The sequence below is a fragment of the Streptomyces sp. NPDC052107 genome (assembly GCF_040680215.1).
GTDB lineage: Bacteria > Actinomycetota > Actinomycetes > Streptomycetales > Streptomycetaceae > Streptomyces.
The window spans coordinates 23,089-38,885 of the sequence record NZ_JBFAWG010000063.1; the positions used below are offsets into that span (position 1 = coordinate 23,089).

Below are 15,797 nucleotides of genomic sequence, written 5' to 3' on the forward strand. Positions count from 1 at the left end.
ACTGGGCCCTGTGAGCGACCCGAACGGCACCGACCAGCCCGACCCCCTCGACAGCTTCGACGAGATCATCACCGAAGAGACCACCCGCGACCCCGACCTCGCGGTGATCGAGGCCGGCAGCCGCACCCTGCGCACCCAGGGCGGCCCGTCGCAGGGAGACGTACCCACGCGGCCGGAGGACCCGGAGGTCGACCAGGCCCTGCGCGAGGTCGAGGCCGAGCTGGCCACCCGCTGGGGCGAGACCAAGCTGGAGCCCTCGGTCAGCCGCATCTCCGCGCTGATGGACTTCCTCGGCGAGCCCCAGCGGTCGTACCCCTCGATCCACATCACGGGCACCAACGGCAAGACCTCCACCGCCCGCATGATCGAGGCCCTGCTCGGCGCCTTCGAGCTGCGCACCGGCCGCTACACCAGCCCCCATGTGCAGTCGATCACCGAGCGCATCAGCCTGGACGGCGCCCCGATCACCGCCGAGCGGTTCATCGAGACCTACAACGACATCAGGCCGTACGTCGAGATGGTGGACGCCCAGCAGGAGTACCGGCTGTCCTTCTTCGAGGTGCTCACCGGCATGGCGTACGCCGCCTTCGCGGACGCCCCCGTGGACGTGGCCGTCGTCGAGGTCGGCATGGGCGGCTCCTGGGACGCCACCAACGTCATCGACGGTGACGTCGCCGTGATCACCCCGATCGACCTGGACCACACCGACCGCCTCGGCGAGACGCCCGCGGAGATCGCCGGCGAGAAGGGCGGGATCATCAAGCAGGACGCGACCGTGATCCTGGCCCAGCAGCCGGTCGACGCGGCGCAGGTGCTGCTGAAGAAGGCCGTCGAGGTGGACGCCACCGTGGCCCGCGAGGGGCTGGAGTTCGGGGTCGTCGCCCGGCAGGTCGCCGTCGGCGGGCAGCTGCTCACCCTGCGCGGCCTCGGCGGCGAGTACCCGGAGGTGTATCTCCCGCTGCACGGCGCCCACCAGGCGCACAACGCGGCCGTCGCCCTCGCCGCCGTCGAGGCGTTCTTCGGCGTCGGCGCGCAGCGCGCCGAGTCGCTGGACATCGACACCGTCCGCAAGGCCTTCGCGGCCGTGTCCTCGCCGGGCCGCCTGGAGGTCGTACGGCGCTCCCCGACCATCGTGCTGGACGCCGCGCACAACCCGGCGGGCGCGCGGGTGACCGCGGACGCGGTGCGGGAGGCGTTCGACTTCAGCCGGCTGATCGGCGTCGTGGGCGCGAGCGGCGACAAGAACGTGCGGGGTCTGCTGGAGGCCTTCGAGCCGATCTTCGCCGAGATCGTCGTCACGCAGAACTCCACCCAGCGGGCGATGGACGCGGACGAGCTGGCCGCGATCGCCGTCGAGGTGTTCGGCGAGGAGCGGGTGCAGGTCGAGCCGCGGCTGCCGGACGCCCTGGAGGCCGCGATCACGCTGGCCGAGGAGGAGGGCGAGTTCGCCGGCGGCGGCGTGCTGGTCACCGGTTCCGTCATCACCGTCGGCGAGGCCCGGCTGCTGCTGGGGAAGGGCTGAGAGTCGAAGATGCGTACGCTCTGTGCATCGACCTTGATCGGCGAGTTCTTCATCATCGGGTTCGCCGGGCTCGTCGCCATGAAGGACCCGAGCCTGTCGGTCTCCACGGTGTGGCTGGTCAGCGGCATCGCCATGCTGCTGTGTGTGCTGCTGTGCGGCATGGTGACCCGGCCCGGCGGGGTGGCCCTCGGCTGGGCCCTGCAGATCGCGCTGATCGCCTCCGGCGTCTTCGTCCCGACCATGTACTTCATGGGCGCGGTGTTCGGGGCGCTGTGGTGGGCGTCGGTGCACTTCGGCAGAAAGGTGGACGAGGCGAAGGCCAGATTCGCCGCCCAGGCGGAGTCCGGCTCCTCTACACCTGACGCTGTGTGACGGGTGGCCGGACACGCCCTGTAACCTCGTCCCACCACCGCAGACGTCCGCAGAAGGAGTCCTCCCGTGAGCCAGCGCACCCTCGTCCTCCTCAAGCCCGACGCCGTCCGTCGGGGCCTGACCGGCGAGATCATCAGCCGTATCGAGCGCAAGGCGGGCTGGCAGATCACCGCGCTGGAGCTGCGCACCCTGGACCGTGCCACGCTGGAGCAGCACTACGCCGAGCACGTCGGCAAGCCGTTCTACGAGCCCCTGGTCGAGTTCATGTCCTCCGGCCCGGTCGTCGTCCTGATCGTCGAGGGCGAGCGGGTCATCGAGGGCGTGCGCGCGCTCGCCGGCCCGACCGACCCGATCGCCGCCGCGCCGGGCTCCATCCGCGGCGACTTCGGTGTGATCGTCCGCGAGAACCTGATCCACGCCTCCGACTCCGAGGAGTCCGCCGAGCGCGAGGTGAAGATCTTCTTCCCGGGCCTGGCGTGAGCGCGCGCGAGTTGAATTTTCGATAATTTTTCTGACGAGGCGTCAGTCCACTCCGGTGGCGCCTGACCAGGGGCGGCCGTACATTTCCGGCCGTCCCTTGGCATATGCCTTGCCGTTCGGGGGAACGCGTGCCACCGATGGAGCGTCTCCACAAGCGGGGCGGGCCGCCACATGGTGACAATGGCGGAGACCCTAGCGCAGTGTTCGCGAAGGCGCGTTTACGATGGAAGCCTTCGCGTCACCGCACCCGCCTCGCCGACCTGATATGCCCTCAAAAGCTCGGGAAGGCCAGATGAATCCGGATGGGGAACTCAATGTCGTTCATCGGCCGTGACATGGCTGTCGACCTCGGGACCGCCAACACGCTGGTGTACGTCAGGGGTCGCGGAATCGTACTCAACGAGCCGTCTGTCGTCGCGATCAACACCAACACGGGTGGGATCCTCGCGGTCGGTGCCGAAGCGAAGAAGATGATCGGCCGGACGCCGGGCAACATCGTGGCCGTCCGCCCGCTGAAGGACGGCGTGATCGCCGACTTCGAGATCACCGAGCGAATGCTCCGCTACTTCATCCTGAAGATCCACAAGCGGCGGTATCTCGCCCGCCCGCGGGTGGTCGTCTGTGTGCCCTCGGGCATCACGGGCGTCGAGCGCCGCGCCGTGATCGAGGCGTCCTCCCAGGCGGGTGCGCGCCAGGTGCACATCATCGAGGAGCCCATGGCCGCCGCCATCGGCTCCGGCCTGCCGGTCCACGAGGCCACGGGCAACATGGTGGTGGACATCGGCGGCGGTACCACGGAGGTCGCGGTCATCTCGCTCGGCGGCATCGTCACCGCCCAGTCCATCCGGGTCGCGGGCGACGAACTGGACAACGCGATCATCCAGTACATCAAGAAGGAGTACAGCCTTCTGCTGGGTGAGCGCACGGCCGAGCAGATCAAGATCACGATCGGTTCGGCGTACGACCTCGACTCCGACGAGCACACCGAAGTCCGCGGCCGGGACCTGGTGTCCGGGCTGCCCAAGACCGTGGTCATCTCGGCCGCCGAGGTCCGCAAGGCGATCGAGGAGCCGGTCAACGCGATCGTCGACGCCGTCAAGACGACCCTCGACAAGTGCCCGCCGGAGCTGTCCGGCGACATCATGGACCGAGGAATCGTTCTGACCGGCGGCGGAGCCCTGTTGCGCGGCCTCGACGAGCGGCTGCGCCGGGAGACCGGCATGCCGATCCACATCGCCGAGGACCCGCTGGACAGCGTCGCGCTCGGTTCCGGGAAGTGCGTCGAGGAGTTCGAGGCACTGCAGCAGGTCCTGGACGCCCAGCCGCGCAGATGACGTAACTCTTCGATTCCGCCGTACGAGACGTTCTCCTCTCGTGCGGCGGATCGTTGATTCGAGGCATAAGCTCCCACAAATGGGCCCCTCGGGTTTGCGTTTCGCGTGAAGCGCCCCCAAAGGGGGGCTCCCGAATTCCTATTGAGGAAGGGCACGGCCGCCGCACGTGAGGGACACGAAAGAGAGCCGGCTGCTCCTGATCCTGCTGGTTGCCATCGCATTCGCGCTGATCACGGTGGACATCCGCGGGGGCAGGAACTCCCCGGTCGACGGTGCCCGGCAGGCCGCGGCCGCGGTGTTCGGCCCCGTCGAGAACGGGCTGTCCTCGGCGTTCGAGCCGGTCGGCAACGCCGTCTCCGCGATCCGGGACTCCGGCAGCCGGCACGACCGGCTCGCCCGGCTGGAGAAGGAGAACGCGGCCCTCAAGGCGAAGCTCGGCAGCGACGACCGCAACCGCAGCCGCCTCAAGCAGCTCGACAAGATGCTGAAGATCGCCGGCGAGGGGCAGTACGGCATCAAGGGCGCCCAGGTCATCGCCATAGGAGCGGCGCAGGGCTTCTCCTGGACCATCACCATCGACGCCGGCGCCAACGACGGCATCAAGCGCGACATGACCGTCCTCAACGGCGACGGCCTGGTCGGCCGTGTCACCACCGTCGGCCCCGACACCTCCACCGTGCTGCTCGCCAACGACCCCGACTTCACCGTCGGCACCCGCATGGAGGGCAGCGACGAGCTCGGCTTCGCCTCCGGGCAGGGCGACCGCCCGCTGCGCGTGGAACTGCTCAACGGCAAGGCGGAGGTGAAGAAGGGCGACCGCCTCGTCACCTTCGGCTCGCAGGCCGACCGGCCGTTCGTGCCCGGCGTGCCGGTCGGCGTGGTCTCCCGCGTCGAGCCCTCCAACGGCGGCCTCACCCGCACGATCTACGTCACCCCGTACGTCGGCTTCACCAAGCTCGACATCGTCGGCGTGGTCGTCCAGGCCCCGAAGAAGGACCCGCGCGACGAGGTCCTGCCGGCCCAGCCCAAGCCGGTCCCGACGCCCACCGTGACCGTCACGGTGACCCCCTCCGCCAACGAGAACGACACGACCGGCCAGCAGCAGTAGGAGCTGACTTTTCCATGCGCCTCAACCGGATCCTGCTCTCCAGCGCGCTGGTCGTCGTGGCCCTGGTGATCCAGGTGAGCGTCCTCGCCCGCCTGCATCTGCCGGGCGCCGTCCCGGACCTGCTGCTGCTCACCGTCCTCGGCCTCGCCATGGTGTACGGCCATGCTGGCGGCGCCCTGGTCGGCTTCGGCGCCGGCCTGCTCGCCGACCTGGCCCCGCCCGCCGACCACGCGGCCGGCCGCTACGCCCTCGTCCTGTGCGTCACCGGCTACTTCGCGGGTCTCATCAAGCCGGAGAACGGCCGCCTGAAGTCGGCGACCGGTCCGATGGCCGTCGTGGTCGCCGCCGCCGTCGGCTCCACGCTGCTGTACGCGGGCGTCGGCGCCCTGGTCGGCGACACCGCCGCCCGCCATGTCGGCCTGACCGGACTGCTGTTCTCGGCGGCTCTGTACGACCTGCTGCTCGCCCCGTTCGTGGTCCCCGGGATCATGTGGCTGGCCCGCCGCGCGGACAACGACCCGCTGACCGAGAGCGGCCCCGCCGCCAAGGCCGGTGACATCTCCACCGGCTGGCTCTCCTCCGGCACCGGCCTGCGCATCGGCAGCCAGCGCGGCGGCCTCGGCGCGCTGAAGGCCAAGGCCCGTACCCGCTCCGCGCGGGTCGGCCGGATCAAGGGGGTCAAGCGGCTGTGAAAGCGAGTCAGGCAGTCGAGGAGCCCGGGGAGTTCACCCGAACGGGTCAGCTTTCATGGAACGCGGGTTCACAGGCTGGTCGTTCATCATTCGTACGCGCGCAGCCGGTGCGCACACACGCGCCGCTCGCACAGACGCCCGCGCACTGAGAGGGGGAGACAACCACAGTGACCAACATCCCCGAGACCGGCCGGACCCCACGGGTCCAGATCCGGCTCGTCGTGATCCAGATCCTCGTCCTCTCCCTGCTCGGCACGCTCGGCGGCCGGTTGTGGTATCTGCAGATCCGTGAGGGCGCCCAGTACCAGAAGGAGGCGTCCGGCAACCACGTCCAGCAGGTCGTCGACCCCGCCGTGCGCGGCGACATCCTGGACGCCCGCGGGGTGCCCCTCGCGGACAACGAGACCCGTCTGGTCGTCTCCGCCTCCCGCACCGACCTGCTCAAGCAGAAGGACGACGGCAAGGCGGTCCTCACCAAGCTGGCCGGCGTCCTCGGCATGAAGCCCGAGGAGGTCATCCAGAAGGTCCGGCTGTGCGACGCCAAGACCCCCAAGCCGTGCTGGAACGGCTCGCCGTACCAGCCCATCCCGATCACCGACGAGGCCACGCCCAAGCAGGCCCTGCAGATCCGTGAGCGCGCCGAGGACTTCCCCGGCATCACCGCCGAGCCCGAGGCCGTGCGCCGCTACCCGGGACCGGGCAAGTCCAACAGCGCGCAGGTGCTCGGCTATCTCTCGCCCGTCACCGACGCCGAGATCCAGCAGGCCAAGGACACCGACTCGCCCTATCTGCGTTCCGACATGGTCGGCCGCTCCGGCCTGGAGCGGCAGTACGACAAGGAGTTGCGCGGCAAGGCCGGCGTCACCCGCTACGAGGTGGACAACCTCGGCCGGGTCATCGGCAAGGCCAAGTCGGACGCCGCCGAGCCCGGCTCGAACCTGGTCACCAGCATCGACTCCCGCGTCCAGCGCGTCGCGGAGTACGAGCTGGACAAGGCGATGAAGGCCGCCCGCGAACAGTACGACAAGATCACCCAGGAGAACTACAAGGCCGACTCCGGCGCCGTCGTCGTCATGGAGGCCAAGACCGGCCGGATCGTCGCGATGGCCTCGGCCCCGACCTACGACCCGAACGTATGGGTGGGCGGCATCTCCGCCAAGGACTACAAGGCCCTCACCGGCAAGGACTCCGACTACCCGCTGCTCAACAGGGCCATACAGGGTCAGGCGGCCCCCGGTTCGACGTTCAAGGTGGTCTCCACGGCGGCGGCGGTCCAGGCCGGTTACGCCTGGGACGGCGGCTACCCCTGCACCAGCTCGTACTCGGTCGGCGGCCAGGTCTTCAAGAACTTCGAGGGCGAGAACTTCGGCGACATCTCCCTCGGGCGCGCCCTCGAGGTCTCCTGCGACACCGTCTTCTACGGCCTCGCCGACCGGGAGTGGAAGAAGGACGGCGGCATCAACCCCAAGAAGGGTCAGCCGAAGGACTGGTTCTTCAAGACCGCCCACCAGTTCGGCCTCGGCAAGGAGACCGGCGTCGACCTGCCCAACGAGGTCACCGGCCGCGTCCCCGACCGCCAGTGGAAGCTCGACTACTGGAAGGCCAACAAGGACGCCTGGTGCAAGAGCGGCAAGAAGGACGGCTCCTACGTCGAGAAGATCGCCTACGAGAACTGCCTCGAAGGCAACAAGATGCGCGAGGGTGACGAGATCAACTACTCCATCGGCCAGGGCGACACCCTCGTCACGCCGATCCAGGAGGCCATGATCTACAGCGCCGTCGCCAACGGCGGCACCGAGTACGCCCCGACCATCGGCAAGGCGATCATCAGCGCCGACGGCAAGAGCGTCCAGGAGATCAAGCCCAAGGTGCAGCGCAAGCTTCCGGTCAGCCAGGCCACCCTCAAGGGCATGAACGACGCTTTCGCGGGCGTCATCACCCGCGGTACGGCGGCGTGGAAGTTCAACGGCTGGCCGCAGGACAAGATCCCGCTGCACGGCAAGACCGGTACCGCCGAGGTCTACGGCAAGCAGACCACTGGTTGGCTGGCCACGTACTCCAAGGACTACTCGGTGATCATGACGATCTCCCAGGCCGGTACGGGTTCCGGTTCCGCCGGTGAGGCCGTGCGCAACATCTACAGCGCGCTCTACGGCGTCCAGGGTGACGGCTCCATCGACAACAAGAAGGCCCTGCTGCCCGAGCCGCAGAAGGGCCTGCCGAAGGTCCGCACCGACGGCACGATCGACGCCCCGAAGGTCGCCGGCGACCCGGCGAAGGACGCCGAGGCCTCCCAGCAGGACAACCCCAGCAACGGCACCGACCAGCAGCCCGCCACCTCGCCCCCGCCCACCACGGGCAACCGCAACACCCGCAGGCGACCACGCAGGACCCCCAGGCGGGGAAGCCGGAGGATGCCCTCATGACCGGCGCGAACAGCTTCTCCGTCTCCGGGTACGGCCCCGAGCGGGCCGGCTGGACCAGGATCTTCGCCCGTGACTCGCTGGCCCGCAGACTCGACTGGCCGATCCTGCTGGCCGCCGTCGCGCTGTCCCTGATGGGGTCCGCGCTGGTGTTCTCGGCGACCCGTAACCGCACCGAGATCAACCAGGGCGATCCGTACTTCTTCCTGGAACGGCACCTGATGAACCTCGGCATCGGGTTCGCCCTGATGCTCGGCACGCTCTGGCTGGGCCACCGCGCCCTGCGCAACGCCGTGCCGATCCTCTACGGCCTGTCGGTCCTGCTGGCCCTGGTGGTCCTCACCCCGCTCGGCGCCACCATCAACGGCCAGCGCAACTGGCTCGTGATCGGCGGCTTCTCGCTGCAGCCCGCCGAGTTCCTCAAGGTGACGATCATCCTGGGGATGGCGATGATGCTCGCGGCCCGGGTGGACGCGGGCGACAAGCCGTACCCGGACCACCGGACGGTGGCGCAGTCCCTGGGCCTCGCGGCCGTACCGTGCCTGATCCTGCTGCTCATGCCGGACCTCGGCTCGGTGCTCGCCATGGTGGCGATCATCCTGGGCGTGCTGCTCGCCTCCGGCGCCTCCAACCGCTGGATCTTCGGCCTGCTCATCACCGGTGTGATCGGCTGTGTCGCCATCTGGCAGCTGCACATCCTGGACGAGTACCAGATCAACCGCTTCGCCGCGTTCGCCAACCCGGACCTGGACCCGGCGGGCGTCGGCTACAACACCAACCAGGCCCGTATCGCCATCGGCTCCGGCGGCCTGACCGGGGCCGGCCTCTTCCACGGCTCGCAGACCACCGGCCAGTTCGTGCCGGAGCAGCAGACGGACTTCGTCTTCACGGTCGCGGGGGAGGAGCTGGGCTTCGTCGGCGCCGGTTTCATCATCTTCCTGCTCGGCGTGGTGCTGTGGCGGGCCTGCCGCATCGCCCGCGACTCCACCGAGCTGTACGGGACGATCGTGGCCGCCGGGATCGTCGCCTGGTTCGCCTTCCAGGCCTTCGAGAACATCGGCATGACCCTCGGCATCATGCCGGTCACCGGTCTGCCGCTGCCGTTCGTGTCGTACGGCGGTTCGTCGATGTTCGCGGTCTGGGTGGCCGTGGGGCTGCTGCAGTCGATCAAGGTGCAGAGACCCATGTCGGCGTAGGGGTCCGGCGGTCCGGCGGGGGCCACGGTCACCGGGTGGTCCCGGGTGGTCCGGGTGGCCGTTCACCGGGTGGATGACGGGAATTTTCCGGCCATTCACCCCGGACTGCCCCTGCCGCACCACCGCGCGGGCAACTAGATTCAATCCATGGCGGATGCGAAACGCGAGATCGAGCGCAAGTACGAGTCCGACGACAGCGGGCTGCCCGACCTGACCGGCGTCGGCGGAGTGGCGGCCGTCCTCGACAAGGGTCTGGTGGAGCTCGACGCCACCTACTACGACACCGCCGACCAGCGCCTGACCGCGGCCGCCCTCACCCTGCGCCGCCGCACCGGAGGCTCGGACGCCGGCTGGCATCTGAAGTTCCCGGTCGAACCGGGCGTGCGGGACGAGATCCGCGCCCAGCTCTCCGACACCGTCCCGGAGGAGATCGCCGCCCTGGTCCGGTCCCGGGTCAGGGACGCCGAGCTGGTCCCGCTGGTCCGGCTGCGCTCCGCGCGGGATGTGCGCCACCTGGTCGACGCGGACGGCGCCCTGCTGGCCGAGGCGAGCGTCGACGCCGTGACCGCCGAGCGGCTCGGGGCGCCGGGCGGGGCCGCCCAGTGGAGCGAGATCGAGGTGGAACTGGCCGACGACGGCGACCCCGCCTTCCTGGACCTGGTGGAGAAACGCCTGCGCAAGGCGGGCGTGCGCCCTTCGAGGTCGCCGTCGAAGCTCGCCCGGGCCCTGGAGCAGACAGAGGGAGGGCGCCGTAGGAAGGGCAAGCCCGCACCGCCGGTGACGGCCGGCGACCACGTTCTCGCCTATCTGCGCGCCCAGCGGGACGTGCTGGTCGAGCTCGACCCCGCCGTCCGCCGGGACGTCCCCGACTCCGTGCACCGTATGCGGGTCGCCACCCGCCGCGCCCGCAGCACCCTGCGCAGCTTCCGCTCCGTCCTCGACCGCGCCGTCACCGACCCCGTCGCGGTCGAGCTGAAGTGGCTCGCGGGCGAGCTGGGCGTGGACCGCGACCAGGAGGTGATGGCCGAACGCCTGACGGCCGACCTGGACGCCCTCCCGCCCGACCTGGTCGCCGGCCCGGTCCCCGAACGCCTCGCCTCCTGGGCCGAGGCCCGCGGCGGCGGCGCACAGGCCCATCTGACCGGCGTGCTGGACGCCCGCCGCTATCTGGCCCTGCTGGACACCCTGGACGCGCTCCTCGCCGACCCGCCGCTGCGCAAGGCCGCCGGGAAAAAGCCGGAGAAGGTGCTCGCCAAGGCCGTGGACAAGGACCTGGCGACCCTGTCCGCCCTGGTCGAGCGGGCGATCGGCGTCCCGCCCGGCGAGGAACGCGACGTCGCCGTGCACGAGGCCCGCAAGAAGGCCAAGCGCACCCGGTACGCGGCCGAGGCGGCCACCCCGGCCCTCGGCAAACAGGCTGGCTCCCTCGCCAAGGCCATGAAGTCCCTGACCACCCTCCTCGGCGACCACCAGGACAGCGTCATGACCCGCCTGACTCTGCGCGAGCTGTCCGCGGTGGCCCACGCGGCGGGGGAGAGCACCTTCACATACGGGCTGCTGTACGGCCGAGAGGAGGCACGGGCGGCCCAGGCGGAGGCGGAGCTGCCCGGACTGTGGAAGGAGATCCGCTCCGGGGCGACCGTCTGAGCGTTCGGGGGAGCCCCTCGGCCGGGTTAGGCTTGATGGTCACCCCTGTCAGCTCATGAAGGTTCGCGAGATGCCTGTCGAGTCGGTTTTCCCGCAGCTCGAAGCTCTGCTCCCCCACGTGCAGAAGCCGATCCAGTACGTCGGCGGAGAGCTCAACTCCACCGTCAAGGACTGGGACGAGTGCGATGTCCGCTGGGCGCTCATGTACCCGGACGCTTACGAGGTCGGCCTGCCCAACCAGGGCGTCCAGATCCTCTACGAGGTCCTCAACGAGCAGGAGGGCGTCCTCGCCGAGCGCACCTACAGCGTGTGGCCGGACCTGGAGGCGCTGATGCGCGAGCACGGCGTCCCGCAGTTCACGGTCGACAGCCACCGCCCGGTTCGCGCTTTTGACGTGTTCGGGCTGAGCTTCTCCACGGAGCTGGGCTACACCAACATGCTCACCGCCCTGGACCTGGCCGGAATCCCCCTGGAGTCCAAGGACCGCACGGACGACGACCCGATCGTCCTGGCCGGCGGCCACGCGGCGTTCAACCCGGAGCCGATCGCCGACTTCATCGACGCGGCCGTCATCGGCGACGGCGAGCAGGCCGTGCTCGACATGACCCGGATCATCCGCGAGTGGAAGGCCGAGGGCCGCCCCGGCGGTCGCGAGGAGGTCCTGTTCCGCCTGGCGAAGACGGGCGGGGTGTACATCCCGGCGTTCTACGACGTCGAGTACCTGCCGGACGGCCGTATCGCCCGCGTGGTCCCGAACAAGAGCGGCGTCCCCTGGCGCGTGTCGAAGCACACGGTCATGGACCTGGACGAGTGGCCGTACCCCAAGCAGCCCCTCGTCCCGCTGGCCGAGACGGTCCACGAGCGCATGTCGGTGGAGATCTTCCGCGGATGCACCCGCGGCTGCCGCTTCTGCCAGGCCGGCATGATCACCCGCCCGGTGCGCGAGCGCTCGATCACGGGCATCGGCGAGATGGTCGACAAGGGCCTGAAGGCAACGGGCTTCGAGGAGGTGGGTCTCCTCTCCCTCTCCTCCGCGGACCACTCGGAGATCGGCGACATCGCCAAGGGCCTGGCCGACCGCTACGAGGACGACAAGATCGGCCTCTCCCTGCCCTCCACCCGCGTCGACGCCTTCAACATCGACCTGGCGAACGAGCTGACCCGCAACGGCCGCCGCTCGGGCCTGACCTTCGCCCCGGAGGGCGGCTCGGAACGCATCCGCAAGGTCATCAACAAGATGGTCTCCGAGGACGACCTGATCCGTACGGTCGCCACGGCCTACGGCAACGGCTGGCGCCAGGTGAAGCTGTACTTCATGTGCGGTCTGCCGACGGAGACCGACGACGACGTCCTCCAGATCGCCGACATGGCGATGCACGTCATCCAGAAGGGCCGCGAGGTCTCGGGCTCGAACGACATCCGCTGCACGGTCTCGATCGGCGGTTTCGTCCCGAAGCCCCACACCCCCTTCCAGTGGGCCCCGCAGCTGAGCGCGGAGGAGACGGACGCCCGGCTCGCGAAGCTCCGCGACAAGATCCGCGGCGACAAGAAGTACGGCCGCTCGATCGGTTTCCGCTACCACGACGGCAAGCCGGGAATCGTGGAAGGCCTCCTGTCGCGGGGCGACCGCCGTATCGGCGCCGTCATCCGCGCGGTGTACGACGACGGCGGCCGCTTCGACGGCTGGCGCGAGCACTTCTCCTACGACCGCTGGATGAGCTGCGCCGACAAGGCGCTCGCGCCCTTCGGCGTGGACGTCGACTGGTACACCACCCGCGAGCGCGGTTACGAGGAGGTCCTGCCCTGGGACCACCTCGACTCCGGCCTGGACAAGGACTGGCTCTGGGAGGACTGGCAGGACGCCCTCGACGAGACGGAGGTCGAGGACTGCCGCTGGACGCCCTGCTTCGACTGCGGCGTCTGCCCGCAGATGGACACGGCCATACAAATCGGCCCGACCGGCAAGAAGTTGCTGCCTTTGACGGTCAAGAGCACTGGTCAGGCGCCGACTTCGAGTGGTCACGCGCACTGAGGTGGGCGAGGCACTCGATCGGGTGATGGAGGCGCTGGCGGGGTTGAGCGAGGAGGAGGTGGCTGCCGCGCTGGCTGCGGCCGGCACTTCGAGTGCTCGCCTGTCGGAGCCGCTGGCGCCCTGTCGGACACCGCTGCCGGGCCCACGGAGTGCCCCGCAACTTGCTCCACCTCATCAAGGCACCCGGCTGCGCTCCGCTCCGCCGGGCGCGCTCCCCGGCTCTGACTGCGCCCGCGCTCCTGCCATCGGCCCGCTCGGCGCTGCCGCCGCCGACGCGCGCCCACGTGGATAGGACCAGGGGCGTGAGACGAGAACCGATCCACAGGTCAAAGACATGCCTCCGGCGGGGGCGCTCAGACTCCGGGACGGACGGGGCGCCGTTCGCGAGTGCCGCGGATTCGTGGCGAGCGTTGTGGGCTCCCCATCCCGTCCGCCTTCGACTCAGGCAGAGCCGAGCAGTCGCGGCCCATGGCGTCAAGGCCGTTCGTACGGTGGCGCGCTCCACCTTGACGCCCTGAACCACGCCCGCTCCACGGTGTGTGGGTCGAAGGTGGACGGGATGGGAGCTGGGGAAGGCGGTGGGTTGAGGAGGTATGGAAGGTGCGGGCGGGGGAAGCGTGCGTCAGCAATCGCGTAGGCGCCTGCGGAATGACTGGGGCCGGATGGCGCTTCCGCGGCTGGCTTGGCCGAGTCATCGAGAACACCCCGCTCGGCGAATGAGCGCGAGGGGTGGTCTCGCAGCGAGGTCGTGAGGACGTGGGCGCCGTCATGTGCGTCGGATGACCAGCACGGCCACGTCGTCGAGGTGGTCTACCGCGACCGCGGCGTCGAGGATGCGGTCGGCGGTCTCCTCGGCGTTCAGTCCGTCGTGGAGGGCCCCGCCGGCCAGTGTTCCAGCTCGTTCCAGTCCGGCTTCCAACGTGAGGTTCGGTCCTTCGACCACGCCGTCGGTGACCATGACCAGCGCGCTGTCCTCGTCCAGGGTGAAGGTCTCCTCGCGGTACTCGGTGTCGGGCACGACTCCCAGGACCGGCCCGCCCGCCAGCTCGTGGATGCCGTAGCTGCCGTCCTTGCGCGCGCACAGCACCGGCACGTGGCCGGCGCTGGCGCCGGTGACCTGTCCGTCGCGCGGGTCGATATGCAGCATGGTGCAGGTGGCGAATCGTTCCGCGTCCATCGTGACGAGCAGCTCGTTGGTGCGCGTCAACACGGTTGCGGGATCCGGTTCGTGGGCGGCGATCCCACGCATGGAGGCGCGTACCTGTCCCATGGCTGCGGCGGCGTCCACGTCGTGCCCTTGGACGTCGCCGATCTCCAGGGCGACCGCACCGTCGGGCGTGACGAAGGCGTCGTACCAGTCTCCGCCGATGTCCAGCCCGTCGCGGCTTGGCAGGTAGCGGGCGGCGACCTCCAGGCCCGCGAGGTGCTCGGGCAGGGTGGGGAGCATGGTCTTCTGCAGCGCCGTGGCCAGCTCGACTCGTGCTTGTTGCGACCTGATGCGTCTCAGTGCCTGGCCTGCCAGGTCGGCCAGAGTACCCACGAGGGTCCGCTCGTCCAGGGACGGCCGGTGTCCGCTGCGGTAGGTCACCAGCCATGCCCCGAGCGGTTGATTGCCGGCCTCGATGAGGGGCATGATCGAGACGGCGTAGTCGGAGCCGAGTCGGCCCAGCCACGGAAATTCGGCCCCGTGTGGCCAGCGGCGGATGTAATCCGTCCGGTCGGGGATGAAGTAAGACTTGCCGGTGCGGATCGCCTCGGGCAGCGGGCTGGGATGGTCCAGCGGCATGCCGTGCAGAGCGTCGACCTCGCACATGCCTATCCCGGCATCGGTGGAGACGCGCAGGCGACCTTCGTCGACGAGTGCAAGCAAGGCGCCGCTGGCGCCGAAGGTCGCGGCGAGCCGGGTCAGGACGACCTGCTGCAGCTCCTGCTCCGTGGCCGCAGTGATCAAGGCGGAGGAGAAGTCGGCGATGTCTTTGGCGCGCTGTCGCTCGGCAGTCAGTGCGGCCTGTGCCTTCTTCTTGCGCTTCTCCTGCTTGGTGTCGTCGCGGATCAGCCCGAAGATCCGCTCGGGGCCGCCATATCCCAACTGGATCCGACGGGTCTGGGTGGCCAGTTGGTGCCAGCCCTCGTGCTGGGGGAGGTACCGCAACCCTACCCAGGGGGACTGCTGGGTGGAGGCCGAGCGCAGGAGCTGCCGCAAGGCCTCCCGGTCGTCAGGGTGCACTGCCGACATCACTTTGGAAAGCGGCGTAGTGGGATTCGGGAAGAGCGCGGCCACGGCGGGTGCGCCACCGAGCCACTCCAGCTGCTGGTCATGGGGTGAATACATCCACAGGCCGAGGTGGGCGGCCGCGGTGGCCATCCGGAACGGGATCAGTAGGCTGGCCAGGTCGTTTCGCGCATCCAGTGCGTGCACCCAGACCAACGGCTCGTCACCGGCGGGATCCTTCACTTGCCGCGCCTCGATCAAGCTGGCAATGGGTGCTCCGCCTTGCCCGGGGAAGTCCAGCACCCGCATCGCGACCGTCTTCGTCCTGACGGCGGCCTCCACGAGACTCTCGGCCGACGTCCGCTGGCTTGCGGGCCACAGATCACCGAAGTGATCACCGAAGTCACGTCCCAGGCACTGCTCTGCCGGCCTGCCCAGCGCGGTGGCCATCGCAGAGTTGAGGCTGCGGATGGCACCATCCAGCGTCACGAGAGCCGCCGGGTCAGCCCCTCGAAGAAGTTCGTCCGAGGCGTCCATCTGTGACCCCCTGGCAAATACCAAAACAGCCTATTCCACCATAATCGCGCATTTCGCCGTGGTGTCTTGGTGAAGGACGTGTTTGACCGCCGTATTGAGTGACGACGGCAGGGAACTCGCTGGAAACGGTGGACGGCCGGCCGTGAAGCCGGAGTTCCGCAGCAGCGGTAGTGGCATAGTCGCCGAAAACCCGGTTTGAGCTGCGGAAATGCCGCATGGCCCAGTGGCGGGGTGTGTCACTA

The 15,797-nt window shown here is 69.4% G+C and carries 11 protein-coding genes; 10 read left to right on the forward strand and 1 reads right to left on the reverse strand.

Features of this window, described 5'->3' with window-relative positions; all coding sequences use genetic code 11:
* Positions 1–10: 10 nt before the first annotated feature.
* The 10 genes from AB0M27_RS36545 (at position 11) to AB0M27_RS36590 (ending at position 12,806) form a co-directional block, all read left to right on the forward strand.
* A complete protein-coding gene (locus tag AB0M27_RS36545) occupies positions 11–1,522 on the forward strand; it encodes a folylpolyglutamate synthase/dihydrofolate synthase family protein (RefSeq protein WP_365728507.1) in 1,512 nt (503 codons plus the stop codon).
* Positions 1,523–1,531: 9 nt separating this feature from the next.
* Positions 1,532–1,894, forward strand: coding sequence for a DUF4233 domain-containing protein (locus tag AB0M27_RS36550; RefSeq protein ID WP_365728509.1), 363 nt, complete (start codon positions 1,532–1,534; stop codon positions 1,892–1,894).
* Positions 1,895–1,960: 66 nt separating this feature from the next.
* Positions 1,961–2,374 carry a nucleoside-diphosphate kinase gene (gene ndk, locus AB0M27_RS36555; protein ID WP_365728511.1) on the forward strand — a complete coding sequence of 138 codons (414 nt, stop codon included), beginning with the start codon at positions 1,961–1,963 and terminating at the stop codon, positions 2,372–2,374.
* 314 nt (positions 2,375–2,688) lie between these two features.
* On the forward strand, positions 2,689–3,708 hold the full coding sequence (locus AB0M27_RS36560; protein WP_020940056.1) for a rod shape-determining protein: 1,020 nt from the start codon (positions 2,689–2,691) through the stop codon (positions 3,706–3,708).
* A gap of 166 nt (positions 3,709–3,874) precedes the next feature.
* A complete protein-coding gene (gene mreC / locus AB0M27_RS36565) occupies positions 3,875–4,816 on the forward strand; it encodes a rod shape-determining protein MreC (RefSeq protein ID WP_365728513.1) in 942 nt (313 codons plus the stop codon).
* Positions 4,817–4,830: 14 nt separating this feature from the next.
* Positions 4,831–5,508 carry a rod shape-determining protein MreD gene (gene mreD, locus AB0M27_RS36570; protein ID WP_365728515.1) on the forward strand — a complete coding sequence of 226 codons (678 nt, stop codon included), beginning with the start codon at positions 4,831–4,833 and terminating at the stop codon, positions 5,506–5,508.
* 167 nt (positions 5,509–5,675) lie between these two features.
* On the forward strand, positions 5,676–7,934 hold the full coding sequence (gene mrdA / locus AB0M27_RS36575) for a penicillin-binding protein 2 (protein WP_365728517.1): 2,259 nt from the start codon (positions 5,676–5,678) through the stop codon (positions 7,932–7,934).
* On the forward strand, positions 7,931–9,127 hold the full coding sequence (gene rodA / locus AB0M27_RS36580) for a rod shape-determining protein RodA (protein WP_365728519.1): 1,197 nt from the start codon (positions 7,931–7,933) through the stop codon (positions 9,125–9,127). Before mrdA ends, rodA begins: the two co-directional genes overlap by 4 nt.
* Positions 9,128–9,274: 147 nt before the next feature.
* Positions 9,275–10,774, forward strand: coding sequence for a CYTH and CHAD domain-containing protein (locus AB0M27_RS36585; protein WP_365728521.1), 1,500 nt, complete (start codon positions 9,275–9,277; stop codon positions 10,772–10,774).
* Between the two features lie 70 nt (positions 10,775–10,844).
* Positions 10,845–12,806: a TIGR03960 family B12-binding radical SAM protein gene (locus AB0M27_RS36590; RefSeq protein WP_365728523.1), complete on the forward strand. Its 1,962-nt coding sequence runs from the start codon at positions 10,845–10,847 to the stop codon at positions 12,804–12,806.
* A 766-nt stretch (positions 12,807–13,572) separates the two neighbouring features.
* Here the strand turns inward: AB0M27_RS36590 and AB0M27_RS36595 are convergent.
* Positions 13,573–15,555, reverse strand: a complete 1,983-nt coding sequence (locus tag AB0M27_RS36595) for a SpoIIE family protein phosphatase (RefSeq protein WP_365728533.1) — start codon at positions 15,553–15,555, stop codon at positions 13,573–13,575.
* Between the last annotated feature and the right edge of the window lie 242 nt (positions 15,556–15,797).